Origin of the sequence: Pseudomonas sp. NBRC 111143, assembly GCF_001320965.1 — a bacterium.
Classification (GTDB): Bacteria; Pseudomonadota; Gammaproteobacteria; order Pseudomonadales; family Pseudomonadaceae; genus Aquipseudomonas; species Aquipseudomonas machongensis.
Genome location: NZ_BCBT01000002.1, coordinates 122,381 through 147,451 on the forward strand (window position 1 = coordinate 122,381; position 25,071 = coordinate 147,451).

The following is a 25,071-nucleotide window of genomic DNA, read 5'->3' on the forward strand; positions in this document are numbered from 1 at the left end:
TCAGCTTGCCAATCCGCCCCGGCAACTGTTTTTTCAGGGGAAATGTCGTATTGCCAGCGCTGTCGCAAAGTGCCAGCGCTAGGACCACGAAAACCCCGATTCGATCTGTCACTCATCGTCAGGATCAGAAAATTCTCCGCCCTCGGCAAAGCGCCCCGGAATGTTCAGGCCGAAATGCAGATAGGCGTGCCGGGTGACCACACGGCCACGCGGCGTACGCATGATGTAGCCCTGCTGGATCAAGTACGGTTCGAGGACATCCTCGATGGTGTGCCGCTCTTCGCTGATCGCAGCCGCCAGGTTGTCCACGCCTACCGGTCCGCCATCGAACTTCTCGATCATGGTCAACAGCAGGCGCCGGTCGGAATGGTCGAAACCGCGCTCGTCGACGTCAAGAAGGTTCAATGCCTTGTCGGCGATTTCCTTGGTGATCTGGCCCTTCGCACGCACCTCGGCGTAGTCACGCACGCGGCGGAGCAGGCGGTTGGCGATCCGTGGCGTACCGCGGGCGCGACGGGCGATCTCGAAAGCGCCCTTGTCTTCGATGGCAAGCCCCAGAATGTTCGCCGACCGGCTGACGATGGTCGCCAGGTCCTGGTTGCTGTAGAACTCCAGGCGCTGGACGATCCCGAAACGATCACGCAGTGGGTTGGTGAGCATGCCGGCCCGGGTGGTCGCACCGACCAGGGTGAACGGCGGCAGGTCGAGCTTGATCGAGCGTGCGGCAGGCCCCTCACCGATCATGATGTCGAGCTGGAAGTCCTCCATCGCCGGGTAGAGCACTTCCTCGACCACAGGCGACAGGCGATGGATTTCATCGATGAACAACACGTCGTGCGGCTCGAGGTTGGTCAGCATTGCCGCCAGATCACCCGGGCGCTCGAGGATCGGGCCGGAAGTACTCTTGACCGAAACCCCCATCTCGTGGGCGATGATATTGGCAAGGGTGGTCTTGCCCAGACCGGGCGGACCGAAGATCAAGGTGTGATCGAGGGACTCGTTGCGGCCGCGGGCGGCCTGGATGAACAGGCCCATCTGCTCGCGCACCACCGGCTGGCCGATGTACTCGTCCAGGCTCAACGGACGAATGGCACGGTCCTGGACCTCTTCGCGGTCGCGCCCGCTGGCGGCGATCAGGCGGTCGGCTTCGATCACTTGACGATCATCCCTTTGAGGCTATGGCGAATCAGTTCCTCGCTGGTCATGCTCGCCTTGTCCTTGATCGCCGACACCGCCTTGCTGGCTTCCTGAGGTTTGTAGCCCAGCGAGATCAGCGCGCTGACTGCATCGGCTTCGGCGCTGGAGGTGCTGGCCACCGGCAGTGGCCCATCGGACACCAGGGTGAACATCGCAGGCGAGGTTTCCCAGGCCTTGAAACGATCCTTGAGCTCGACCAGCAGGCGTTCGGCGGTCTTCTTGCCGACACCGGGTACGCGCACCAGAGCCGACGCATCCTGGGCCTGCACGCAGCGCACCAGCTCATCGACCTCGAGGCCCGACATCAACGCCAGAGCCAACTTCGGGCCGACGCCATTGAGACGGATCAGCTCGCGGAACAGCTCGCGCTCGCGCTTCTCGAAGAAGCCATAGAGCAGGTGGGCGTCTTCGCGCACCACCAGATGAGTATGCAGCGTCACCGCTTCGCCGACCTTGGGCAGGCGGTACAGCGTCGTCATCGGCACCTCCAGCTCATAGCCCAGGCCATTGACATCGATAATCAGGTGCGGCGGTTGTTTTTCCGCCAGGGTCCCACGCAAACGTCCAATCACGTTCCGATCCTTTCTCTCGGGCGTCTGGTCGGTGACCGGACAACCCTATCAGCAAATGCGGCGGGTGAGCGTGTCACCCGGACAAAATGTGTATCAGGGCATGAAGCTGTTACAGACGCAAGCGCCCACCGCGCCGGCGTGCGGTGGCCAGGCCGTGGGGCACCAGGCTGGAGCGTGTATGGGCGTGGCACAGGGCGATGGCCAAGGCGTCGGAGGCGTCGATCTGCGGCTTCTGCGTCAGCTTGAGCAGGTGCATGACCATCAGCATGACCTGATCCTTGTTCGCCCCGCCCGTACCAGCCACCGACTGCTTGACCTGGCTGGCGGTGTATTCGGCGATCTCCAGGCCCGCCTCGGCGGCAGCGACGATGGCTGCACCGCGGGCCTGGCCAAGCTTGAGCGCCGAGTCGGCATTTCGCGCCATGAACACCCGCTCGATGCCCATGGTGACGGGGCCATGCAGGCGAATCACCTCGCTGACGCCGCGAAACACGATCTGCAGTCGCTCATGCAACTCGCCACCACCGGTGCGGATGCAACCGGAGGCCACGTACTCGCACCCCCGCGGCGTGTGGCGTACCACACCATAACCGGTGATTCGCGAACCGGGGTCGATACCAAGAATCAGCGTCATAAAGCCTGCGGTTCTTTACACATTTCACTGACCCGCGAAGAGGCCCCGAAGACCAAGGAGAACCTTAGCCGAGTTTTTCCATGATCTCGTCGGAGATCTGCGCATTGGAGTAGACGTTCTGCACGTCATCCAGGTCCTCGAGCATATCGATCAGCTTGAGCACCTTCTCCGCGCCGTCCTGATCCAGCTCGGCGCTGGTGGTCGGCTGCATGACGATTTCCGCGTCGGCAGCCTTGAAGCCCGCCTCTTCCAGCGCGTTGCGCACGGCGTAGAAGCTGTTGAAGGAGGTGAAGACGTCGAAGGAGCCATCGTCATTGCCGACCACATCATCGGCATCGGCTTCCATGGCCGCCTCGATCAGCGCATCTTCCTCGACGCCCGGTGCAAAGCTGATCTGCCCCTTGCGCTCGAACAGATAAGCCACCGAGCCATCGGTACCGAGGTTGCCGCCACACTTGGTGAAGGCATGGCGCACGGCTGCTGCAGTGCGGTTGCGGTTGTCGGTCATGGCCTCGACCATGATCGCCACACCACCGGGGCCGTAACCCTCGTAGCTGAGCTCTTCGACGTTGTCGCTTTCGTTGGTGCCGGCCCCACGCGCCACCGCACGATCAATGATGTCGCGGCTCATGTTGGCACCCAGCGCCTTGTCCAGCGCCAACCGCAGCCGGGGATTGGAGGCCGGATCACCACCACCCTGCTTGGCAGCGACGGTCAGTTCGCGGATCCACTTGGTGAAGATCTTGCCTCTCTTGGCATCCTGGCGTTCTTTGCGGTGCTTGATATTCGCCCACTTGGAATGACCGGCCATAACGACTCCAAATCCTTGAAACAGAAACAGGTTCCGCCCCGAAGGGCGGAACGCGGAAAATCCTGCGCGCAAGCGCGAAGCGCCCCGACTTCGGGGCGCCTGCGGTGATTACTCGACCTTGGTCTGCTCACGCAGACGGATGTGCAGCTCGCGCAGAGCCTTGGCATCGACCAGGCCTGGGGCCTGAGTCATGACGCACGCAGCGCTCTGGGTTTTCGGGAACGCGATCACTTCGCGGATCGACTGGGCGCCGGTCATCAGCATGACCAGACGATCCAGGCCGAAGGCCAGACCACCATGTGGCGGGGCGCCGAACTTCAGGGCGTCGAGCAGGAAGCCGAATTTCTCTTCCTGTTCCGCCGCCTCGATACCCAGCAGACGGAAGACTGCCTGCTGCATCTCTTTACGGTGGATACGGATGGAACCGCCACCCAGCTCGGTGCCGTTGAGCACCATGTCGTAGGCACGCGACAAGGCGGTGGCCGGGTTGGCCTCCAGCTCTTCAGGGGTGCACTTGGGTGCGGTGAACGGGTGGTGCAGCGCGGTGAAGCTGCCGTCTTCGTTCTCTTCGAACATCGGGAAGTCGACGACCCACATCGGTGCCCACTCGCAGGTGAGCAGGTTGAAGTCGTGACCCAGCTTGATACGCAGCGCGCCCAGGGCCTCGCTGACGACCTTGAACTTGTCGGCCCCGAAGAACACGATGTCGCCATCGACCGCGCCGACGCGATCGAGGATCACGTTGAGGTTGGCCTCAGGGATGTTCTTGACGATCGGCGACTGCAGGCCTTCGACGCCTTTGGCGCGCTCGTTGACCTTGATGTACGCCAGGCCCTTGGCACCGTAGATGCCGACGAACTTGGTGTACTCGTCGATCTTGCTGCGCGGCATGGCAGCGCCGCCCGGCAGGCGCAGGGCAGTGACACGGCACTTCGGATCGTTGGCAGGACCTGCAAAGACCTTGAAGTCGACGTCCTTGAGCTGATCGGCAACATCGACCAGTTCCAGCGGAATGCGCAGGTCCGGCTTGTCGGAGCCATAACGACGCATGGCTTCTTCGAAGGTCATGTGTGGGAAGTCGCCGAACTCGAGGTCGAGCACTTCCTTGAACAGCTTGCGGATCATGCTCTCGGTGAGGCCCATGATCTCGGACTCGTCGAGGAAGCTGGTCTCGATGTCGATCTGGGTGAATTCCGGCTGGCGGTCGGCACGCAGGTCTTCATCGCGGAAGCACTTGGCAATCTGGTAGTAGCGGTCGAAGCCGGCCACCATCAGCAGTTGCTTGAACAGCTGGGGCGACTGCGGCAGGGCGAAGAAGCTGCCAGCGTGGGTGCGGCTGGGCACCAGGTAGTCGCGCGCGCCTTCCGGAGTGGCACGGGTCAGGATCGGCGTTTCGACGTCGAGGAAGCCGTTCTCGTCGAGGAAGCGGCGAATGCTGCTGGTGATGCGCGAACGCAGGCGCAGCTTGTCGGCCATTTCCGGGCGACGCAGGTCGATGAAACGATAGCGCAGGCGGGTTTCTTCGCCGACGTCGGAGTATTCGTTCAACGGGAATGGCGGAGTCTCGGCTTCGTTGAGCACGTTCAGCTGGTAACCGAGGATCTCGATGGCGCCGGAGGCCATGTTCGCGTTCACCGCGCCGTCAGGGCGCTTGCGCACCTTGCCGGTGATCTGCACCACGTATTCGCTGCGCACGCGGTCGGCGGCGGCGAAGGTTTCGGCGCGATCCGGATCGAACACGACCTGGGCCATGCCTTCGCGGTCACGGATGTCGAGGAAGATCACCCCGCCGTGGTCGCGACGCCGATGGACCCAGCCGCAAAGGGTGACTTCCTGGCCGTCCAGGCTCTCGTTCAGTTGGCCGCAATAATGGCTGCGCATCATGATCGTGGTTTCGCTTCTCGTGATTCGTGTATTCGGTGGAGGTCTTGTCCGCCCTGAGGGCTAATAGTGCAAGACCCTGTCGCTGCAATTCAACTCAGTCGGCCTTGTCGCCGGCCAGGTTCTTCTTCGCCCCGGTCTTGAAGTCGGTCTCGTACCAGCCATTGCCACTCAGGCGAAAGCCGGGTACCGACAGCAGTTTCTCCAGGGCCGGCGCCTGGCATGCCGGACAATCGGTCAATGGCGCGGCGCTGATTTTCTGCAACACCTCCATGCGGTGGTCGCAGGAAGCACATTGATAGTCATAAAGGGGCATGGAGGTCTCTCGTCAACCACAACGCTGGCTGCCGGGGCAGCAAAAAGCGGGATTATATATGGTTAAGGAGTGCTGTGCAGCCCGCCCGGCGATCAGTGTGTACTCGGCGGATCAAGTAACCAGGCCACACAGATGACGCGAATCAGCCCACTGAAATTACGCACACCGCCCTGTCGCAGGTGCACCTCTCGATCGACGTAGGACAGCACAGCGCTCACCGAACAGCGATTGGCCTCGGCGATACGCTCCAGAATACGCCAGTAGACCGCCTCGAGCCGAAGGCACGTGGCAAAACCATTGAGCCTTACAGACCGCGAGACCGGTACGACCTGCAACATGTCGAAATCCCCCCTGAACGGATCCTGACAATCCCTGCCTGGCCAACCGCCGTGCCTGCTTGCTTGCGCCATGGTTCTGCTCCTTGATTGCGATCACGTCATACCCCGCACAACAAGGTCCAGGGTGCTTCAATGAAGCGCCGTTCCGGCGTCGCAGAGCAGCAGCAAGGGTTTCCCCATAATAAAAAAGCCCGGGATCGCAAGGCGACACCGGGCTTGATGGACCAGCCTGGCCATAGGCCGGCGCATCGTTATTTGCCGTCGAGCAGCACTCGCAGCATCCAGGCGGTTTTTTCGTGCACCTGCATGCGCTGGGTGAGCAGGTCGGCCGTCGGCTCGTCACTGACCTTGTCCACCACCGGGAAGATGCTGCGCGCCGTGCGCACCACCGCCTCTTGCCCCTGGACCAGCTGGCGGATCATTTCATCGGCAGCGGGCACCCCCTCTTCCTCCTTGATCGAGGAGTGACGCGCATAGAATGCATAGGAACCCGGCGCCGGGAACCCCAGCGCGCGAATGCGTTCGGCGATCGAGTCGACTGCAAGGGCCAGTTCGTTGTACTGCTCTTCGAACATCAGGTGCAGGGTTCGGAACGACGGACCGGTAACGTTCCAGTGGAAGTTGTGGGTTTTCAGATACAGCACATAGGTGTCCGACAGCAGGCGGGACAACCCTTCGACGATGGACTTGCGATCTTCTTCGCTGATACCGATATCGATTGCCATGAATCTCCCCTTTCCATAAGGCTTGACGATCAAGCGGGCGAAAACACTGTACCAAGACTTGCAGAAGGCTGCATGTGACACAAGGCAACACATCGCCTGACCACCCCTGCGGTTTGAGAACCCCCTGGCTTTGCTGTTAAATAGGCAGGGTGCCACCCGTGCGGACTGTTAATGCCGGGTGCATAGGCTGAACAGTTACGTGATCGCGCTCCATACCTCATGCGCACCGTGCTGCCAGCTCTTCCTGTGATCGGCCTTATCCAAATATGTGAGCCAACCCAATGTTCAAGATCGTCCATCTGGTGACGGGTGTTGCGGCTTTGCTGCTGTCGTTCATACCCAGCCTCAAAACCGACGCCACACCCTTCCTGCAACAACCCGAAGCGGTTTACCTGGTACTCCTGGGCCTGCTCAACCTGGTCCTGGCACCGGTTGTACCGCTTTACTACCGCGGCGCCCGCCAGCAACTGCAACACCTGGCCAGCGCACTCCTGGTGCTGGCGGTGATCCTGCAAACCATCACCGTCCTTGCCCGCCCCGAGCTCGGCAGCTTGTCGGCGCTGCTCTGCGCGGCACTGGCAGCCGCCCTGCACCTGGCCGCAGGCTTCGCCCGCAGCAGCCGCAAGTCACGCGCCAGCCAGGCAGGCCCGCAAGATGCCAGCAAGCGCGATACCGGCACCGTGAAGTGGTTCAATACCTCGAAAGGCTTCGGATTCATCTCCCGCGACTCCGGCGATGACATCTTCGTGCACTTTCGCGCCATCCGCGGCGAAGGCCATCGCGTCCTGGTCGAAGGCCAGCGCGTGGAGTTCTCGGTAATGCATCGCGACAAAGGCCTGCAAGCCGAAGACGTGGTCGCGGTTTCACGCCGCTGACCACCCGCCTCCATCACCTCAATAATGAGGCGGTGGAGGCTCCTCCCCTCCGGCCTCGTACTGGCCGACCATCTCTTCATGACGCTTGATCAGTTCGGCGATCTGCAACTGCAGACGCTCGATCAGCCGGTTCTGCCCGGCCACTTCGTCGCTGAGCGCCTGAAGGGTGTCATCCTGAAACGCCTGGCGCATCTCCAGCTCGACGATTCTCGCTTCCAGTGACATGGCTCAGGCCTCCTCGAAACCTTCAAGCGCCAACCCACGCAGGCGCTGGCGGATTGCATCGACCTGCGCGGGCGCGTAGTCGAGCGCGGGCACCTTGCCCCACACCGGCGCGGGCCACGCCGCATCGCCGCGATGACGCACCACAACGTGCATGTGCAACTGAGTGACGACATTACCCAGCGTGGCGACATTCATCTTGTCAGCCAGGAATTCGCCCTTGAGCGCCTCGGCGAGCAAAGTGGTTTCCTTCCACAGTTGTTGCTGGTCGGCCAGGTCCAGCTGGAACAGCTCGCTGACATCAGCACGGCGCGGCACCAGGATGAACCAGGGGTAGTTGGCATCCTTGCTCAGCAAAAGACGGGACAACGGGAAATCCCCCAGCACCAGGGAATCCTGCTGCAGACGCGAATCCAGGACAAACACGGCAAACCTCCATCGAATGACACGACCCGACTCGAACGCGGGTGGAGCGCAAGGATACCTTGCTTGCAGAGCCCACGACACGACCCACTCACTTGTCCGCCCCCGACCGAGACGTACGCGCCACAAGCGGTAACACTGCGCTACTTTTCGCACCAAAATGAAGCAACGAAAAATACGCCTGTCATACCCGCCTGGTACAAACTACTCAGCATCAACAGTCAGCGGTAACACCTTGACTTTCAAGCCAGCTTTATTTTGCAAACGATAATCAACATCGCGCTATACCCTCAAAGCACCTGAACCCAGTGTTTCCGGAGGTTTCAGGACGCTTTGCGGGCATTTGTGAAAAATTCATCAACACTGATCGTTTTTGTGCACGCTTGTTGCATTCTTTTTACGCCAAGTCGGCACGGCACCTGCATTAGCCGGTGAACGCGACAAATAACAACAGCGACAAGGGATTCACCAGGGAGCTTCGAGTACGCAGCCATTCTTTACGGAATCGTGACGGACTTCGGAGCAGCGCTGGGGTGTACGACCCGCCTTTAGCGGGACGTGATTTGCGACATGGAAATAGCCAAAAGCGACACGACCGTAAACTTACCGAAAGGTTCCGTTTTTCATGTCGCCAAGTACAGTCAGCGTGATATACATTTTCGCCGACATAAAAAGAAAGAGCTGCCCCATATAACTAAAACACTTGGGCGCAGCGGTACTCTTCCTAAAACCAAAGGAGCAAATCACGATGCGCGTGATGAAGTGGAGCATGATCGCCCTGGCTGTTGCAGCGGGGACTTCTGGACTGGCAATGGCGTCGTCGCAGGATGACTCCAAAGGCTTCGTTGACGACAGCAAGCTCAACGTGAAGCTGCGTAACCTGTATTTCAGCCGCGACTTCCGCAACCGCGAAAACAATCCGCTCGGCCCGACCAAGAGCCGCGCCGCCGAGTGGGGCCAAGGCTTCATTGGCACCTTCGAGTCCGGCTTCACCCAAGGCACCGTCGGCGTGGGCTTCGATGCCATCGGCCTGCTGGGTATCAAACTGGACGGCGGCAAGGGCACTTCTGGCACCGGCCTGTTCCCCACCGGTTCGGACGGTCGCTCCGAAGACGATTACTCCAAAGGCTACGGCGCGGTCAAAGCACGTATCTCCAATACCGTCCTGAAGTTTGGTGGCCAATTCACCGCTCTGCCAGTGTTCGCCACCGATGACAGCCGCCTGCTGCCAGAAGCTGCCGAAGGCTTCCTGCTGACCAGCAAGGAAATCGAAGGCCTGGAACTGAACGCCGGTCACTTCACCCGCCTCGATGCCCAGGCTGCAAGCTGGAAAGACAGCATCAACGGCCGCAACAGCGCCGGCATCAAGAACCCGGGGCTGACCGAAGCCAACGTCTTCGGCGGCACCTACAGCATTACCGATGGTCTGAGCACCAGCCTCTACTACTCCAAGGTCGAAGACTACTGGCGCAAATACTACGGTAACGTCAACTGGGCGGTACCGTTGTCGGACAAGCAAGGCCTGGTGTTCGACTTCAACATCTATGACACCAAGAGCGACGGCACCGGCAATATCCGCGCCTACGACGGCGACAAGCTCGACAACCGTGCCTTCAGCTTGTCCGGCGCTTACAACTTCGGCGCCCATACCTTCACCCTGGCCTACCAGAAGGTCACCGGCGACGGCGACTACGCCTACGGCGTAGACGGCGGCGGCACCATCTTCCTCGCCAACTCCATCGCCCGCTCCGACTTCAACGCCGAAGGCGAGAAATCCTGGCAGGCTCGCTACGACCTGAACTTCGCCGAGTTCGGCATTCCTGGTCTGACCTTCATGACTCGCTACGCACGCGGCACCGGCGCACACGTCGAAGGTACCGACAGCGGCAAGGAATGGGAACGCGACGTGGACATCAAGTACGTGCTGCAAGAAGGTCCAGCCAAGGACCTGAGCTTCCGTGTCCGCCAGGCCACCTATCGCTCGAGCGATGGTGTCTACTACGGTTCGGACTCGATCGACGAACTGCGTCTGATCGTCGAGTACCCGCTGAGCATCCTGTAAGCCCCGGCTTGCAATGCCCCGCACCCGAAGAAGCCCGGCATCTGCCGGGCTTTTTCTTGGCTGACAAGCCGAGCGCCCTGGGGCATCCTGTACGCTTTCGTCTCGCCCCCGTACAATGCGGGGTCATTTCAAACATTCAGGCAATCGACACGGCTTCCCATGCGCACCAGTCAATATTTGCTCGCCACTCAGAAAGAAACCCCGGCAGACGCCGTTGTCATCAGCCACCAGCTGATGCTGCGCGCCGGCATGATCCGCAAGCTGGCCTCCGGCCTGTACACCTGGCTGCCGATGGGCCTGCGGGTCATGCGCAAGGTCGAGAACGTGGTGCGCGAAGAAATGAACGCCGCCGGTGCCCTTGAGGTGCTGATGCCAAGCATCCAGCCCGCAGAGTTGTGGCAGGAGTCCGGGCGCTGGGAGCAATACGGCCCCGAGCTGCTGCGCCTGAAGGACCGACATGACCGTGATTTCTGCGTCGGCCCGACTCACGAAGAAGTAATCACCGACCTGGCACGCAACGAGCTGTCCAGCTATAAACAGCTGCCGCTGAACATGTACCAGATCCAGACCAAGTTCCGTGACGAAATCCGTCCGCGCTTCGGCCTGATGCGCGGCCGCGAATTCATCATGAAGGACGCCTACTCCTTCCATGCCGACCAGGCTTCCCTGCAGGAAACCTACGACCGCATGCACCAGGCGTACTCCAACGTCTTTACCCGCCTGGGCCTGGACTTCCGTCCAGTGCAGGCCGACACCGGCTCGATCGGTGGCAGCTACTCCCACGAATTCCACGTCCTGGCCTCCTCCGGCGAAGACGACGTGATCTTCAGCGACAGCTCCGACTACGCCGCCAACATCGAGAAAGCCGAAGCGATTCCACGGGAAACCGTGCGCCCGGCGCCAACCGAAGAACTGCGCCTGGTCGACACGCCAAACGCCAAGACCATCGCCGAGCTGGTCGAGAACTACGGCCTGCCGATCGAGAAGACCGTCAAGACCCTGATCGTGCGTGGCGCCGAGGAAGGCAAGCTGGTCGCCCTGATCGTACGTGGCGACCACGAGCTGAACGAAATCAAGGCCACCAAGCTGGAACAGGTTGCCGACCCGCTGGTCATGGCCAGCGACGCCGAGCTGCGCGCAGCCATCGGTGCCGGTGCCGGCTCGCTCGGCCCACTGAACCTGCCGCTGGAATGCATCATCGATCGTTCGGTCGCCCTGATGAGCGACTTCGGCATCGGCGCCAACATCGACGACAAGCACTACTTCGGCGTGAACTGGGAGCGTGACCTGCCAGTGCCACAGGTCGCGGACCTGCGCAACGTCGTCGCCGGTGATCCGAGCCCCGACGGCCAGGGCACCCTGGTCATCAAGCGCGGTATCGAAGTGGGCCACATCTTCCAGCTCGGCACCAAGTACAGCGAGGCGCTCAAGTGCCAGGTGCTGGGCGAGAACGGCAAGCCAGTGGTGCTGTCGATGGGTTGTTACGGTATCGGCGTGTCCCGCGTGGTCGCCGCCGCCATCGAGCAGAACCATGACGACAAGGGCATCATCTGGAACGATGCCCTGGCGCCCTTCCAGATCGCCCTCGTGCCATTGCGCTACGAGACCGACGCCGTGCGCGAGGCAACCGACAAGCTCTACGCCGAGCTGACTGCCGCAGGCTACGAAGTGCTGCTGGACGACCGTGACAAGAAGACCAGCCCCGGCATCAAGTTCGCCGACATGGAACTGATCGGCATCCCGCACCGCATCGTCGTCAGCGATCGCGGTCTGGCCGACGGCAACCTGGAGTACAAGCACCGCACCGAACAGGATGCCCAGCCGCTGCCGCTGAACGAAGTGCTGACCTTCCTGCAGGCCCGCATCCGCCGCTGACTACCAATGCACGAGTGAACATGTCCAAGCGAAGTACCTTTACCCTGGGGGGCGCCGCGCTCTGCGGCGCCCTGTTCCTCAGCGGCTGCGCCAACCAGATGTCCCAGCGCAGCGAGCATGAGGAACGTGTCGAGCGCAAATTGCTCGAGCACAGTCTGCAGATCGACGTCGGCGAGCCCAAGGTGATGGAGCTTCCGCAACGGCGTGTTCGCATCAATGAACAGCGACGCTTCGAGGTCACCGAGTTCGAAGTCACGCGGCGCTATGACCGCTACACACCCTACCAGCCCTGGCGGGAGATCTACGAGATCCCACTGGGTGCGGTGGCGGTGGTCGCGGGCATAGGCGCCAACGTGGTCAACGTGATCACCTTCGACAGCCTGCCGCAGAGCATGACCCACGACTGGCTGAGCTACGGCCTGGCCGGGCTCAATCCGTTCATGAACGTGCAGTCCAACGGTCGCGCACAGCAGAACCTCGCAGGCATCAGCGAAATCCAGAAGGACAAGCGCGAGGAGTTCACCAGCCTGCCGTGGAACGAGCGCCTGGTCGAGGTCAAGGCTGGCAAGATGACCCACGAACTGACCACCGACAAGCATGGTGTGCTACGCCTGAACCTGCTCGACAGCCCATTCTCGGAGCAGAACCTCAACCATATCGGCACCCTGCACCTGGCGGCGATCGATGAAGACAACGGCATCCGCGGCGACGCCAGCCTGTTGGTCAGCGGTACGCTGCGTAACAAGCTGCTGGAGGCTCATGAGCTGATCTTCGACGACCTCGAGGACGATGACGTCGGCCAGTGGGTACATCGGGTCAAACGTCTCTCGGAACTGGGCCTGGAAGAGGAAGCCAGCGAACTGGAACAGAGCCTGATCGAGCTGACACGCAACGATCCGGAGCTGCAGCAGGAATTCCTCAAGACGCTGACCAAGGAAACCGGCCGATTGGTCGCCGACCCTGGAGAGCGGTAAACAGAACGGGGCGCAATGCGCCCCTTCTTTTATTGTGCAGGAAACAGCTCCAACTGCTCATGCGCACCGCGCAGATCCCGCAACCTTACCCCCACCCCCAGCAACCTCACCGGCTTGCCACCCCGAGCGAAGGCCTGGCTGAGCAATTGCCGATAGCTTTCAAGGTCCCGCCCTGCCCCCGCCTGTTCCAGGGTAGTCTGGCTGAAATCATGGAACTTGACCTTGACGAAAGGCTTGTCTGGCTTGTAGCTGCTGTCCATCCGCGCAATCCGCCCGTTCAGGCTGTCGAGCAGATCCGGGATTTTTTCCAGGCAACTGGCCAAGTCAGGGAGATCGTTGTCGTAGGTGTTTTCGACGCTGACCGACTGGCGCCGGCTGTCGTTCTGTACGACCCGTTCGTCGATGCCATGGGCAAGCCCCCACAGCCGCTCACCGAAACTGCCGAACTCGCGCACCAGGCTCAGGCGCGACCATTCGCGCAATGACTGACAGGTATCGATACCAAGTCTTGAAAGCTTGTCGGCAGTCACCTTGCCCACCCCGTGCAGGCGTGCCACCGGCAGTGCGGCAACGAACTCATCGACCTGATCGGGCCTGATCACGAACAAACCATTGGGTTTGCGCCAATCGCTGGCGATCTTGGCCAGGAACTTGTTCGGTGCAACGCCAGCGGACACCGTAATGTGCAAGGTCTGGGAAACGCGCCGACGGATGTCCTCGGCAATCCGCGTGGCACTGCCGGAAAACCACTGGCTGTCGCTGACATCCAGATACGCCTCATCCAGCGACAGGGGCTCGATCAGATCGGTGTAGTCACGAAATATCGCATGGATTTCCCGCGAGGCCTCACGGTAGGCCTCGAAACGCGGCTTGACGATCAGCAGGTCCGGGCACAACTTCATGGCATGCCCCGACGACATCGCCGAACGCACTCCATAGGCCCTTGCCTCGTAGTTACAGGTGGCGATCACCCCACGCTGCCCCGGCTGACCGCCCACAGCCATGGGTCGACCCGCCAGCCGGGGGTCGTCACGCATCTCGATGGCGGCGTAGAAACAGTCACAATCGATGTGGATGATCTTGCGCAGGGACATGACTGACCGTCAGTACTGTAAATTCATACAGATATTACAGCACGCGCCTCGGCATTCGTCAGCCCCACCCGACGCGGGCAAGGATGATCGGTATGACTGTCCCCTCGCAAAACCCGCTACAACCCGCGTCATGGCTCAGCTCCTGGCCTGTGCAACAGGCTAAGGGATTGAACAAAAAAGGTTTTTTTGAAAAATAGCTTGACTCACGGAAGGATTTCCGTAGAATTCGATTCTACAGGCGCGGGATGGAGCAGCCTGGTAGCTCGTCGGGCTCATAACCCGAAGGTCGTCGGTTCAAATCCGGCTCCCGCAACCAGATTTGAGAAAAGGCCACTGTTCACACAGTGGCCTTTTTCTTTGCCTTGAAAAAATATCCACGTAAATCAAGGATTAAGATTGACAGCCCGTCGATAATCCGTAGAATGCGCACCACTGACGCGGGATGGAGCAGCCTGGTAGCTCGTCGGGCTCATAACCCGAAGGTCGTCGGTTCAAATCCGGCTCCCGCAACCAGATTCAAGAAAAGGCCACTGTTAACACAGTGGCCTTTTTCTTTGCCTTGAAGAATATCCACGCTCACCACGCATTAAGATTTGACAGTCCGTCGATAATCCGTAGAATGCGCACCTCTGACGCGGGATGGAGCAGCCTGGTAGCTCGTCGGGCTCATAACCCGAAGGTCGTCGGTTCAAATCCGGCTCCCGCAACCATATTCGTCAGAACAGGCCCCGCCTATCCCAGGATAGTGCGGGGCTTGTTGCGTTTGCCCTTTAAAAAATCCCGTCGTACGCGCTTTGCCCTTTGTCTGGCACCTCAATGAACTAACTTTAACTAACCTGAAACGGATAAACCTACTCCACCCGGAGTACTATCTGGACACGTTTTCCAAAGGGACTTTCACTTGGCCGCACGTCTCCTCCCCCTCGCGCTCGCCGCACGAGGTATTTCATGACCTCCCGCTCTCCAGACTCCCAGGCCCCGATCACCGCAGCCCTGCCTACGGCAGCACAGCGTCTGCCGTGGCTCGAACGCCTCAGCAAATACCGCCAGCCCATTGGCCTGGCGATAACCCTGCTGTTGTTCGCCATGGCGCTGATCGCCTGCCGACACCTGCTGAGCGAGCTGGACATCTATGCCTTGCATGACGCCATGCTCAGCGTGCCCAAGCAGGCGCTGCTGGGTGCTTTGCTGGCCACGGTGGCAGGTTTCGTGACCCTGCTGGGATACGAGTGGTCCGCAGCCCGCTATGCAGGTGTCAAGCTTCCACCCCGCACGCTTGTGCTGGGTGGTTTCAGTGCGTTCGCCATCGGCAATGCCATCGGCCTGTCGATGCTTTCCGGTGGCTCGGTGCGCTATCGCCTGTATGCGCGCAAGGGGCTGGGGGCTGCAGAAGTCGCACGGATGACCGTGTTCGCCAGCCTCTCGCTGGGCTGCGCACTGCCTCCGCTGGCAGCAGTGGCCACCTTGAGCGACCTCACCGCGGCCTCCACCGCATTGCGCATGTCCCCGACACTGCTGGGCAGCATCGCCGTTGCGGTATTACTGGCCTGCGCCGTCCTGGCAATGGGGCTCTATCGCCGCCGCGCCGCCGAGCAACCTCTGGCCGACAATCTGCTGGTGCAGGTCGGACGTCGCACCCTGCGCCTGCCCGGTGCACGCCTGACCGCCCTGCAACTGCTCATCACCGCACTGGACGTCGCAGCCGCCGCCACGGTGCTCTACCTGCTGTTGCCCGAAGCCCCGCCATTCGGTGCTTTCGTACTGGTCTACCTGCTGGCCCTCGCCGCAGGCGTACTCAGCCACGTGCCCGGCGGTGTCGGCGTGTTCGAAGCGATCCTGCTCGCCGCCTTCGCCAACGAGCTGGGCGCGGCGCCCCTGGCCGCGGCACTGCTGCTGTATCGCCTGATCTACGTGGTACTGCCGTTGCTGGTGGCCTGCGTTCTGCTACTGGTAAACGAGGCCCGCCGCCTGCTGTTCGCCCAACAGGCCATCAAGGCTGCATCCGGGCTCGCCGCTCCCGTGCTGGCGATCCTAGTGTTTCTGTCCGGCGTGGTGCTGTTGTTCTCCGGCGTTACCCCAGAGATCGATAGCCGCCTGGAGCACATGGGCTTTCTCATCCCACATCGACTGATCGACGCCTCGCACTTTGGCGCAAGCCTGATCGGCGTCCTCTGCCTGTTGCTGGCACAGGGCCTGCGTCGCCGCCTGTCAGCGGCCTGGCTGTTGACCACGGTGTTGCTGCTGACCGGCGCACTGCTGTCGCTGCTCAAGGGCTTCGACTGGGAAGAGGCGTCGATGATGATCTTCACCACCGCCCTGCTCGCCCTGTTCCGGCGCTCGTTCTATCGCCCCAGCCGCCTGCTGGAGCTGCCGTTCTCGCCGATCTACCTGGTAGCCAGCGCTTGCGTGGTCGGTGCCTCGGTATGGCTGCTGCTGTTCGCCTATCAGGACGTCCCCTACAGCCACAAACTGTGGTGGCAATTCACCCTCGACGCCGATGCTCCGCGCGGCCTGCGCGCTGCACTGGGCAGTGCAGTACTGCTGGTGATCGTCGCCCTGACCTGGCTGCTACGCACCGCGCGCCCGGTGATTCACCTGCCGAGCGAAGACGAACTGCAGCGCGCCAACCGCATTCTGCTGGCGTCCGATCAGCCCGACGGTGGCCTGGCCCTGACCGGTGACAAGGCGCTGCTGTTCCACCCCAACGACAACGCCTTCCTCATGTATGCCCGTCGCGGCCGCAGCCTGGTCGCCTTGTACGACCCGATCGGCCCGGCCCAGGAGCGTGCCGAGATGATCTGGCAGTTCCGCGACCTCTGCGACCTGCACCATGCCCGCCCGGTGTTCTACCAGGTGCGCGCGGAAAACCTGCCGTTCTACATGGACATCGGCCTGACCGCGATCAAGCTTGGTGAAGAGGCGCGGGTCGACCTGCGCCGCTTCGACCTCGAAGCCAAGGGCAAGGAGATGAAGGACCTGCGCTACACCTGGAACCGTGGCGGCCGCGACGGCCTGACCCTGGAAGTCCACGAACCCGGGCATGCGCCCCTGCAGGAGCTCAGGGAAATCTCCGACGCCTGGCTGGCTGGCAAGAACGTGCGCGAAAAAGGCTTCTCGCTAGGCCGCTTCAGCCCGGAGTACCTGCAACATTTCCGAATTGCACTGATCCGCTTCCAGGGCCGTCCGGTGGCCTTCGCCAACCTGCTGGAAACCCACAGCAACGAGTTGGCCAGCCTGGACCTGATGCGCGCGCATCCCGAGGCACCGAAGCTGACCATGGAATTCATGATGCTTGGCCTCATCCTGCATTACAAAAGCCACGACTACGCCCGCTTCAGCCTGGGCATGGTCCCGCTTTCCGGCCTGCAACCGCGTCGCGGCGCACCGCTGACCCAACGCTTGGGTTCGATGGTGTTCCAGCGCGGCGAGCAGCTCTACAACTTCCAGGGCCTGCGGCGCTTCAAGGACAAGTTCCAGCCGGACTGGGAACCCCGTTACATGGCTGTGCCAGCCGGGCTGGACCCCCTGGTTGCACTGGCTGATACCGCCGCCCTGATTGCTGGCGGCCTGACTGGATTGGTGAAACGCTGATGACCCGACGTTACTGGTTGTACCTGCTGATCCCCCTGCTGCTCGCCGTGCTGGCTGGCGGTGGGGCCTTCTGGCTATGGACCCGCCCTGCCCCCGAAGCCCGTATCGAGCACCTCACCCTGGACGATGGCAGTAACCTCACCCGGGTCACGCCCGGCGTGCGCGCCAAGACCCTGGTCGCGGTTGGCGTACCCCATGACCAGGCACTGACCGACAAGCAACTGCTGGATCTCAGCCAGGCCGGTGAAGCGCAACTGGTGCAGGTGATCCTGCCGACCGGCGACTGCAGCAAGCAGCAAGTGGCATTGGACCAGGCCATGGGCAAGCTCTCCGGCAAGCCGACCCTGGTTGCCGGCATCGGGCCAGGCGCCTCGCAGGCCTGGCGCTGGCTGGCCGGGCAGAACGACGACAAGGCCCGAGCCATCTCGGTCGACTTCAACCTCGAACAACCAGACTGCAAGCTCGAGCTGCCTAAAACCGCCGCTCACGGTCACTGGAACGTGGCCTGGAACGATAACCCCGACGACGCCAGCGCTGCCTTCGTGCGCGACCAGGCCAACGCCGAGACCAGCATCAGCGACTATGACATTCACCTGCCGCAGGTCCTCAAGGCCCAGCTGACCCAGGCCCTGGTGGGGCGCGATGGCAACGCCCTGGCCATTCCCGTGGTGGAAGTGCCGGCCGGCCAGACCACCGATACCGTCACCCTGTTCCTCTCCGGTGACGGCGGCTGGCGCGACCTGGACCGCGACGTGGCGGGCGAGATGGCCAAGCTCGGCTACCCGGTGGTCGGCATCGACACCCTGCGCTACTACTGGCAGCACAAGACGCCTGAACAGAGCGCTGCCGATCTGTCGGAACTGATGCAGCACTATCGGCAGAAATGGGGTACCAAGCGCTTCGTGCTGACCGGCTATTCGTTCGGTGCCGATGTACTGCCGGCGATCTACAATCGCCTGCCGGAGGCCGACCAGAAGCGCATCGACGCGGTGATCCTGCTGGCCTTCGCCCGCAGTGGCAGCTTCGAGATCGAAGTGGAGGGCTGGCTGGGCAAGGAAGGCCAGGAGGCCCCGACCGGGCCGGAGATGGCCAAGCTGCCTGCCGCCAAGGTGGTGTGCATCTATGGTGTGGAAGAAACCGACGAGAGCGGCTGCACCGACAAGACGGCCGTGGGCGAGCGCATGAAGCTGCCAGGCGGTCATCACTTCGACGAAAACTACCCGGCGCTGGCCAAGCGGCTGATCGGCGAGATCGAGACCCGCCAGGGCAAGTCGAACGTCGCCGAGCAGTAAAACAACAAGGGCCGCATCGCGGCCCTTGTTGTTTCAATCAGATCTCGACCTGGGTTCCCAGCTCGATCACCCGGTTCAGCGGCAGGTTGAAGAAGCGCAAGTTGCCGTTGGCATTCTTCAGCAGGAACGCGAACAGGTTCCCGCGCCAGCGCGACATGCCTTCCAGGCGCGAGGCGATCACCGTCTCGCGGCTGAGGAAGTAGGTGGTGCGCATGGGGCTGAAATCCAGCTCTTCCAGATGGCACAGGCGCAGTGCCGCCGGTACGTCCGGTTCATCCATGAAGCCAAAGTGCAGCAATACGCGGAAGAACCCGTCGCCATAGGCCTCGACCTCGAAGCGCTCAGACTCCGGTACCCGCGGCCGATCCTCGCTGACCACCGTCAACAGCACGACCTGGCTGTGCAGCACCTGGTTGTGCAGCATGTTGTGCAACAACGCATGGGGCACCGCATCGGCACGCGCCGTGAGGAACACCGCCGTCCCCTCGACGCGATGCGGTGGCTGCACACGAATGCTGCTGATGAATACCGGCAACGGCAGGCCACCCTCATCGATACGCTCGACGAGAATCTGCTTGCCACGCTTCCAGGTGCTCATCAACACAAACAGCACGATCCCCGCCAGTACCGGGAAAGCACCACCCTGCACGATCTTCGGCACGTTGGCGGCGAAGAACAGCCCATCCACCAACAGGAACCCCACCAGCAGCGGCACTGCCAGCACCGGTGGCCATTTCCACAGCAGCAGCATCACCGCAGAAACCAGGATAGTCGTCATGAGCATGGTGCCGGTCACCGCGACCCCGTAGGCCGCAGCCAGGGCGCCGGAAGACTCGAAGCCGATCACCAGCAGCACCACGCCGACCATCAGGGTCCAGTTCACGGCGCCAATGTAGATCTGCCCCTGCTCGTCACTGGAGGTGTGCTGGATCTGCATGCGCGGCACGTAGCCCAGCTGAATGGCCTGGCGGGTCAGGGAGAAGGCGCCGGAAATCACCGCCTGGGAGGCAATCACCGTGGCCATGGTCGCCAGCCCGACCAGCGGCAGCAGCGCCCAGCTTGGCGCCAGCAGGTAGAAGGGGTTGCGCGCCGCCTCGGGGTTTTGCAGCAGCATCGCGCCCTGGCCGAAGTAGTTGAGCACCAGCGCTGGCAGCACCAGGGCAAACCAGGCACGGGCGATCGGCTTGCGCCCAAAGTGCCCCATGTCGGCGTACAGCGCCTCGGCACCGGTCAGTGCCAGCACCACCGCACCGAGAATCGCCACGCCCATCCCTGGATGGACGATGAAGAAGTTCAACGCCCACCCGGGATTGAACGCCTTGAGCACTTCCGGGCTTTGCTGGATGCCATGCACGCCGAGCGCAGCCAGCACGAGGAACCAGGCAACCATGATCGGCCCAAAGGCCTTGCCGATCTTCTCGGTACCATGCTTCTGCACCAGGAACAGTGCCACCAGCACCACCAGCGAGATCGGCACCACCCAGTGGTCGATGCCGTCGAACGCCAGCCCCATGCCCTCGACCGCCGACAGCACCGAGACTGCCGGGGTGATCATGCTGTCGCCATAGAACAGCGAGGCACCGACCAGCCCGCAGCCGACCATCAGCATGCGCAGCCGCGGATGCGCGGCCGTGGCACGCCGCGCCAGTGCGGTGAGCGCCATGGTGCCGCCCTCGCCCTGGTTGTCGGCACGCAGGATGAACATCACGTACTTGAACGACACGACCCACAGCAGCGACCAGAGAATCAGCGACAGGATGCCCAGCACCCCGTCGTGGTCGACCTGTACGCCATAACCGCCGGTAAAGACTTCCTTGAGGGTATACAACGGGCTGGTACCGATATCGCCATAGACCACCCCAACAGCTGCCACCAGCAGGCCCAAAGGGCGTGCCGCCCCATGCCCGCCCTCGGCGTGACTGCTTGCCTGAACCATCGACCACTCCCGCAGACGGCCCCTCGGGGCCGGTAGTATTCGCACCGGACGGCATGCTTGCAGCGCCCGGACCGCTGTCGTCATCCGGCTATCATTGTTACCCGGACACAACGGCGCGAAGCATAGCGCAGCGCTCGTCGCTTTTCTGCTGGTCAAGCGACCTTGCGCTCGCTAGAATTGCGCACTTTTTGATCAGAGGCGCCAAAAACGCCCGCCCGGATCGCGCCGCCACTGGCAGGCGCGACCTGTTTCAATACCGAGGTTAGTCATGTCCACCACTCCCGCCACGCCGAAGGTCGGCTTTGTCTCCCTGGGCTGCCCCAAGGCCCTGGTCGACTCCGAGCGCATCCTCACCCAACTGCGCATGGAAGGCTATGAAGTCGTTCCGACCTACGAAGATGCCGACGTGGTGGTGGTCAACACCTGCGGCTTCATCGACAGCGCCAAGGCCGAGTCGCTGGAAGTGATCGGCGAAGCGATCAAGGAAAACGGCAAGGTCATCGTCACCGGCTGCATGGGTGTCGAGGAAGGCACCATTCGCGACGTGCACCCCAGCGTGCTGTCGGTCACCGGCCCACAGCAGTACGAGCAGGTGGTCAACGCCGTGCACGAGGTGGTGCCACCGCGCCAGGACCACAACCCGCTGATCGACCTGGTGCCGCCGCAGGGGGTCAAGCTGACCCCGCGCCACTACGCCTACCTGAAGATTTCCGAAGGCTGTAACCACAGCTGCAGCTTCTGTATCATCCCGTCGATGCGTGGCAAGCTGGTCAGCCGCCCGGTCGGCGAAGTGCTGAGCGAGGCCGAGCGCCTGGTGAAGGCTGGCGTCAAGGAGATCCTGGTGATTTCCCAGGACACCAGCGCCTATGGCGTCGACGTCAAGTACAAGACCGACTTCTGGAACGGTCGCCCGGTCAAGACCCGCATGCTCGAGCTGTGCGAAGCGCTGAGCAGCCTGGGTGCCTGGGTGCGCCTGCACTATGTCTACCCCTACCCCAACGTCGATGACGTGATCCCGCTGATGGCCGCCGGCAAGATCCTGCCGTACCTGGACATCCCGTTCCAGCACGCCAGCCCCAAGGTGCTCAAGGCCATGAAACGCCCGGCCTTCGAGGACCGTACCCTGGCGCGCATCAAGAACTGGCGCGAGCAGTGCCCGGAACTGGTGATCCGCTCGACCTTCATCGTCGGCTTCCCCGGTGAGACCGAAGAGGACTTCCAATACCTGCTCGACTGGCTGACCGAAGCCCAGCTCGACCGCGTCGGCTGCTTCCAGTATTCGCCGGTCGAAGGCGCCCCAGCCAACGACCTGGGCCTGGAAGAAGTCCCGGATGAGATCAAGCAGGATCGCTGGGACCGCTTCATGGCCCACCAGCAGGCGATCAGCACTGCACGCCTGCAACTGCGTATCGGCAAGGAGATCGAGGTACTGATCGACGAGGTCGAGGAACAGGGCTCGGTAGGTCGCAGCTTCTTCGACGCGCCGGAAATCGACGGTAGCGTGTTCATCGACGGTGACCACGGCTTCAAGCCGGGCGACAAGGTCCGTTGCCGTATTGTCGATGCCGACGAATACGACATGTGGGCCGAGCCCATCTGATCGTCACGCCCTTTCGCGCATAACACCGCGAAAGGGCCTGCCAGACAGAAAAAATCCGCACACCGGTGCTGCAGCATCTATGTTTTCCTCACTACCCGAGGAATACAGAATGTCCTTGCACCTGACGCTACATACCCCCCACTACAGCGACTACCCCGAGCTGGTCCGTATCTGGGAAGCGTCGGTGCGCGCTACTCATGATTTTCTCCCCGACGCCTACATCGTGCTGCTGCGCGACCATGTACTGCGCCGCTATCTGGACGCCGTGATGCTGGTCTGCTGCCGGGACACTCGACGCAGGATCCTCGGCTTCACCGGCGTCGCCAACGGCCGTGTCGACATGCTCTTCGTCGCCCCTCAGCACCGCGGCCAAGGCGTTGGTAAGCGCCTGCTGCATCACGCCATTTCCGAGCTCAACGCCGATCGCCTGGACGTCAACGAACAGAACCCTCAGGCGCTGGGTTTCTACCTGCATGAGGGCTTCGAGATAGCGGGCCGCTCGGAAACCGATGGCTTGGGTCAGCCGTATCCACTGCTGCATATGCGACTGATCCGCCCACAGGGCTAGCAACTGCGCCGCCACCGCTGTGCAAATGGCCGAAATGGCACAGATTCCCAGCCGCAGCACGGCTCGGACGGGTACAATGGACACCTTTCCCTGCCCTGCGAATGTCTGCTCATGTCCGAACCCGTCCGCCTGTCCAAACGCCTCATCGAACAGCTCGGCTGCTCCCGCCGCGAGGCCGAACTGTACATCGAGGGCGGCTGGGTCACGGTCGATGGAGTCGTTGTCGAGCAACCGCAGTTCAAGGTTGAAACTCAGCGTGTCGAACTGCTCCCGGGTGCCCGTGCCGAAACACTGGAGCCGGTTACCCTGCTGCTCAACCAGCCCAAGGGCCAGGACAGTGAAGCTGCCCGCGCCAGCATGAACATGGCAAGCCTCAGCGAAGCCCACCGCGAAGGCGTGCGCCCCCTGCACGGGCACTTCGCCAGATTGACTTGCCTCGCCCCGCTCGAACGCGGCGCCAGCGGCCTGCAGGTATTCACCCAGGACTGGCGGGTAACCCGCAAGATCGACGCCGACCTGCGTCGTCTGGAGCAGGAATACATCATCGAGGTACGCGGTGAAACCACACCGCAGGCGCTCGAGCGCCTGGCCCGTGGTGCCACGCGCAATGACCGGGAACTGCCGCGGGCCAAGGCCAGCTGGCAGAACGAAACCCACCTGCGCCTGGTGTTGAAAAACCCGCAGCCTGGGCAGATTTCCGAACTGTGCGCCTACCTTCGCCTGGAAATGCTCGGTATGCGTCGCATTCGCCTGGGTGGTGTGTCGATGGGCAAGCTGCCCCTGGGTCAGTGGCGCTACCTGGCCGCCAGCGAACGTTTCTAAGCGATACCGCCGCGCCGCCAGGTGCGGCCCTGAAAAGGATTCGAGTCACATGAACCACAACGATGTCCTGCGCAGCCTGCGCTACATGCTCAAGGTGAACGACGCCAAGATGGCCGAAATCATCGCCCTGTCCGGCCTTGAAGTGAACCCGGTGGTCCTTGCCGGCTACATCAAGAAGGAAGACGAAGCCGGCTACGTGCGCTGCCCGGAACGCGTCATGGCCCATTTTCTCGATGGTCTGGTGATCCATCGCCGTGGCAAGGACGACAGCCGTGCGCCCCAGCCCGTCGAGCTGCCGGTGACCAACAACACCGTGCTGAAGAAACTGCGGGTGGCGTTCGAGCTCAAGGAAGATGACCTGCACGCGATTCTCAAGTCGGTCAATTTCGCGGTGTCCAAGCCCGAACTCAGCGCGCTGTTTCGCAAGGTCGGGCATGACAACTACCGCCCCTGCCAGGACCAGTTGCTGCGCAACTTCCTCAAGGGCCTGACCCTTCGCGTCCGTGGCTGAGCCGATCATGCAGCACAGCGTCACACCGGTGGGCATCGTCCGTTCCTGCTTCAAGGAGAAGTTCGCCATCCCCCGCCAGCCGCGCCTGGCGCCCGCCGCACGTGGCGTGCTGGAGCTGCTGCCGCCGTTCGACCAGGGTGACGCGGTACAGGGCCTGGAGCAGGTCAGCCACGTGTGGCTGCTGTTCCTGTTCCATCAAGCACTGGAGGAAAAGCCGCGGCTGAAGGTGCGCCCACCGCGCCTGGGCGGCAACAAGAGCATGGGCGTGTTCGCCACGCGCGCCACCCATCGCCCCAATGGTATTGGTCAGTCGGTGGTGCGCCTTGAAGCTGTCGAGCCCGGGCGCCTGCTGTTGTCAGGTATCGATCTGCTCGACGGAACGCCGGTGCTCGACATCAAACCCTATGTGCCCTACGCCGACAGCATCGACAATGCCATCAACCAGATCGCCAGCGATGCGCCACTGCCGATCAACGTGCAGTGGAGCGATAGTGCCCTGCACCAGGCCCACGAACATGCTCGGCGCCTGGCAGAACCACTGGTGGAGCTCATCGAGCAGTGCCTGGCCCAGGACCCGCGCCCGGCTTATCAGGTACCAGCGCCGGAACGGGTCTACGGAGTGAAATTCTGGGATGTGCAGGTGCGCTGGCATTATCCGCAGCCGGAAGTGATCCGGGTGCTGGAGGTTGCACGCGAAGCCTGAACTCACATTCTCCAGGCATAAAAAAACGCAGACCCTGGTCTGCGTTTTT

23 protein-coding genes and 3 tRNA genes are annotated in these 25,071 nt (G+C 62.1%); 14 read left to right on the top strand and 12 right to left on the bottom strand.

Annotated elements, in window-relative coordinates; genetic code table 11:
* Positions 1-108 precede the first annotated feature (108 nt).
* From ruvB to APH44_RS01920, 8 genes are all read right to left on the bottom strand, one after another.
* On the bottom strand, positions 109-1,155 hold the full coding sequence (gene ruvB, locus APH44_RS01885; RefSeq protein WP_054890998.1) for a Holliday junction branch migration DNA helicase RuvB: 1,047 nt from the start codon (positions 1,153-1,155) through the stop codon (positions 109-111).
* The gene (gene ruvA / locus APH44_RS01890; RefSeq protein WP_054890999.1) at positions 1,152-1,769 is read right to left on the bottom strand and encodes a Holliday junction branch migration protein RuvA; all 618 of its coding nucleotides are present in this window, start codon (positions 1,767-1,769) and stop codon (positions 1,152-1,154) included. The genes ruvB and ruvA overlap by 4 nt, the downstream gene beginning before the upstream one ends.
* Before the next feature lie 109 nt (positions 1,770-1,878).
* A complete protein-coding gene (gene ruvC, locus APH44_RS01895) occupies positions 1,879-2,403 on the bottom strand; it encodes a crossover junction endodeoxyribonuclease RuvC (RefSeq protein WP_054891000.1) in 525 nt (174 codons plus the stop codon).
* Positions 2,404-2,467: 64 nt separating this feature from the next.
* A complete protein-coding gene (locus APH44_RS01900) occupies positions 2,468-3,214 on the bottom strand; it encodes a YebC/PmpR family DNA-binding transcriptional regulator (RefSeq protein ID WP_054891001.1) in 747 nt (248 codons plus the stop codon).
* 108 nt (positions 3,215-3,322) lie between these two features.
* The gene (aspS, locus tag APH44_RS01905; protein WP_054891002.1) at positions 3,323-5,098 is read right to left on the bottom strand and encodes an aspartate--tRNA ligase; all 1,776 of its coding nucleotides are present in this window, start codon (positions 5,096-5,098) and stop codon (positions 3,323-3,325) included.
* 94 nt (positions 5,099-5,192) lie between these two features.
* Entirely contained in the window at positions 5,193-5,411 is a 219-nt protein-coding gene (locus APH44_RS01910) for an FmdB family zinc ribbon protein (protein WP_054891003.1), read from the bottom strand.
* Between the two features lie 92 nt (positions 5,412-5,503).
* The gene (locus APH44_RS01915; protein WP_054891004.1) at positions 5,504-5,821 is read right to left on the bottom strand and encodes a ribbon-helix-helix domain-containing protein; all 318 of its coding nucleotides are present in this window, start codon (positions 5,819-5,821) and stop codon (positions 5,504-5,506) included.
* A gap of 179 nt (positions 5,822-6,000) precedes the next feature.
* Positions 6,001-6,474 (bottom strand): Dps family protein, encoded by a 474-nt coding sequence (locus tag APH44_RS01920; protein WP_023381917.1) that lies wholly within the window; start codon positions 6,472-6,474, stop codon positions 6,001-6,003.
* 281 nt (positions 6,475-6,755) lie between these two features.
* Here APH44_RS01920 and APH44_RS30560 point away from each other — a divergent pair, with 281 nt between their 5' ends.
* On the top strand, positions 6,756-7,349 hold the full coding sequence (locus tag APH44_RS30560) for a cold shock domain-containing protein (RefSeq protein ID WP_054891005.1): 594 nt from the start codon (positions 6,756-6,758) through the stop codon (positions 7,347-7,349).
* An 18-nt stretch (positions 7,350-7,367) separates the two neighbouring features.
* Here APH44_RS30560 and APH44_RS01930 read toward each other — a convergent pair whose 3' ends face one another.
* Both APH44_RS01930 and APH44_RS01935 read right to left on the bottom strand, forming a co-directional pair.
* Positions 7,368-7,574, bottom strand: a complete 207-nt coding sequence (locus APH44_RS01930) for a SlyX family protein (protein WP_054891006.1) — start codon at positions 7,572-7,574, stop codon at positions 7,368-7,370.
* Positions 7,575-7,577: 3 nt separating this feature from the next.
* Positions 7,578-7,997 (bottom strand): HIT domain-containing protein, encoded by a 420-nt coding sequence (locus APH44_RS01935; protein ID WP_054891007.1) that lies wholly within the window; start codon positions 7,995-7,997, stop codon positions 7,578-7,580.
* A gap of 745 nt (positions 7,998-8,742) precedes the next feature.
* Between APH44_RS01935 and APH44_RS01940 the strand changes: the two genes are divergently transcribed.
* The 3 genes from APH44_RS01940 to APH44_RS01950 all read left to right on the top strand — a co-directional run bounded on the left by APH44_RS01940 (position 8,743) and on the right by APH44_RS01950 (position 12,905).
* Positions 8,743-10,056 (top strand): OprD family porin, encoded by a 1,314-nt coding sequence (locus APH44_RS01940; RefSeq protein ID WP_054891008.1) that lies wholly within the window; start codon positions 8,743-8,745, stop codon positions 10,054-10,056.
* Between the two features lie 159 nt (positions 10,057-10,215).
* On the top strand, positions 10,216-11,931 hold the full coding sequence (locus APH44_RS01945; protein WP_054891009.1) for a proline--tRNA ligase: 1,716 nt from the start codon (positions 10,216-10,218) through the stop codon (positions 11,929-11,931).
* A gap of 20 nt (positions 11,932-11,951) precedes the next feature.
* Positions 11,952-12,905, top strand: coding sequence for a hypothetical protein (locus APH44_RS01950; RefSeq protein WP_054891010.1), 954 nt, complete (start codon positions 11,952-11,954; stop codon positions 12,903-12,905).
* Between the two features lie 29 nt (positions 12,906-12,934).
* On the opposite strand, the gene dinB is transcribed toward APH44_RS01950, so the two are convergent.
* Complete coding sequence (gene dinB, locus APH44_RS01955) at positions 12,935-13,993, bottom strand: DNA polymerase IV (RefSeq protein ID WP_177339373.1); 1,059 nt, start codon at positions 13,991-13,993, stop codon at positions 12,935-12,937.
* Positions 13,994-14,238: 245 nt separating this feature from the next.
* On the opposite strand from dinB, the gene APH44_RS01960 reads away from it, so the two are divergent.
* The 5 genes from APH44_RS01960 (at position 14,239) to APH44_RS01980 (ending at position 18,882) form a co-directional block, all read left to right on the top strand.
* A tRNA-Met gene (locus tag APH44_RS01960) sits at positions 14,239-14,315 on the top strand.
* A 120-nt stretch (positions 14,316-14,435) separates the two neighbouring features.
* Positions 14,436-14,512: transfer RNA gene (locus APH44_RS01965), tRNA-Met, on the top strand.
* Between the two features lie 120 nt (positions 14,513-14,632).
* Positions 14,633-14,709, top strand: a tRNA-Met gene (locus APH44_RS01970).
* Between the two features lie 238 nt (positions 14,710-14,947).
* Positions 14,948-17,590, top strand: coding sequence for a bifunctional lysylphosphatidylglycerol flippase/synthetase MprF (gene mprF, locus APH44_RS01975; protein ID WP_054891012.1), 2,643 nt, complete (start codon positions 14,948-14,950; stop codon positions 17,588-17,590).
* Entirely contained in the window at positions 17,590-18,882 is a 1,293-nt protein-coding gene (locus APH44_RS01980; protein WP_054891013.1) for a virulence factor family protein, read from the top strand. The genes mprF and APH44_RS01980 overlap by 1 nt, the downstream gene beginning before the upstream one ends.
* A gap of 37 nt (positions 18,883-18,919) precedes the next feature.
* On the opposite strand, the gene APH44_RS01985 is transcribed toward APH44_RS01980, so the two are convergent.
* Positions 18,920-20,818 (bottom strand): potassium transporter Kup, encoded by a 1,899-nt coding sequence (locus APH44_RS01985; RefSeq protein WP_054891014.1) that lies wholly within the window; start codon positions 20,816-20,818, stop codon positions 18,920-18,922.
* 268 nt (positions 20,819-21,086) lie between these two features.
* Here APH44_RS01985 and rimO point away from each other — a divergent pair, with 268 nt between their 5' ends.
* The 5 genes from rimO to tsaA all read left to right on the top strand — a co-directional run bounded on the left by rimO (position 21,087) and on the right by tsaA (position 25,022).
* Entirely contained in the window at positions 21,087-22,418 is a 1,332-nt protein-coding gene (rimO, locus tag APH44_RS01990; protein ID WP_054891015.1) for a 30S ribosomal protein S12 methylthiotransferase RimO, read from the top strand.
* A gap of 109 nt (positions 22,419-22,527) precedes the next feature.
* Entirely contained in the window at positions 22,528-22,986 is a 459-nt protein-coding gene (locus tag APH44_RS01995) for a GNAT family N-acetyltransferase (RefSeq protein ID WP_054891016.1), read from the top strand.
* Positions 22,987-23,097: 111 nt separating this feature from the next.
* The gene (locus APH44_RS02000; RefSeq protein WP_054891017.1) at positions 23,098-23,808 is read left to right on the top strand and encodes an rRNA pseudouridine synthase; all 711 of its coding nucleotides are present in this window, start codon (positions 23,098-23,100) and stop codon (positions 23,806-23,808) included.
* Positions 23,809-23,857: 49 nt separating this feature from the next.
* Positions 23,858-24,319 (top strand): DUF1456 family protein, encoded by a 462-nt coding sequence (locus APH44_RS02005; RefSeq protein ID WP_054891018.1) that lies wholly within the window; start codon positions 23,858-23,860, stop codon positions 24,317-24,319.
* A gap of 7 nt (positions 24,320-24,326) precedes the next feature.
* Complete coding sequence (gene tsaA / locus APH44_RS02010; RefSeq protein WP_054891019.1) at positions 24,327-25,022, top strand: tRNA (N6-threonylcarbamoyladenosine(37)-N6)-methyltransferase TrmO; 696 nt, start codon at positions 24,327-24,329, stop codon at positions 25,020-25,022.
* Positions 25,023-25,071: the final 49 nt, after the last annotated feature.